Here is a 640-nt window from a genome sequence, read left to right as displayed (position 1 = left end):
TCCACGGCTATAGGTTAGAATTCCGGTAATCCCAGGGTGGTATCCCAACGCCGACTCCAGTAAGGCTGGCGCCCTACCTTCTCCGTCTCCCACCTATCCTGTACAAGAATTACCAAAATCCAGTGACAGGCTACAGTAAAGCTCCACGGGGTCTTTCTGTCCAATCGCGGGTAACTCGCATCTTCACGAGTACTACAATTTCACCGGGCCCCTCATCAAGACAGCGCCCAAGTCGTTACGCCTTTCGTGCGGGTCGGAACTTACCCGACAAGGAATTTCGCTACCTTAGGACCGTTATAGTTACGGCCGCCGTTCACTGGGGCTTCGGTTCAGTGCTCTCACACTTCCCCTTAACCTTCCAGCACCGGGCAGGCGTCAGCCCCTATACTTCGTCTTCCGACTTAGCAGAGACCTGTGTTTTTGGTAAACAGTCGCTTGGGCCTCTTCTCTGCGGCCTTTCGGCACTCCTTCTCCCGAAGTTACGGAGTCATTTTGCCGAGTTCCTTAATGAGGGTTCTCCCGCTCGCCTGTGGATTCTCTCCTCGCCTACCTGTGTCGGTTTGCAGTACGGGCACCTCGGACCTCGATAGCGGCTTTTCTCGGCAGCTGCTTCGGTGGCTTCGCCTTACGGCTCCCCTTC

General features: G+C 55.6%; 1 rRNA gene. It reads right to left on the bottom strand.

Annotated features, from left to right (window positions below):
• Nucleotides 1-640 (bottom strand): 23S ribosomal RNA (locus tag BUB32_RS00010); the annotation flags it as partial.

The sequence above is a fragment of the Thermoanaerobacter uzonensis DSM 18761 genome, assembly GCF_900129115.1.
GTDB classification, from domain to species: Bacteria; Bacillota; Thermoanaerobacteria; order Thermoanaerobacterales; family Thermoanaerobacteraceae; genus Thermoanaerobacter; species Thermoanaerobacter uzonensis.
The sequence above is the reverse complement of the archived record's forward strand: the minus strand, read 5'-3'. Positions and strand labels throughout refer to the sequence as shown.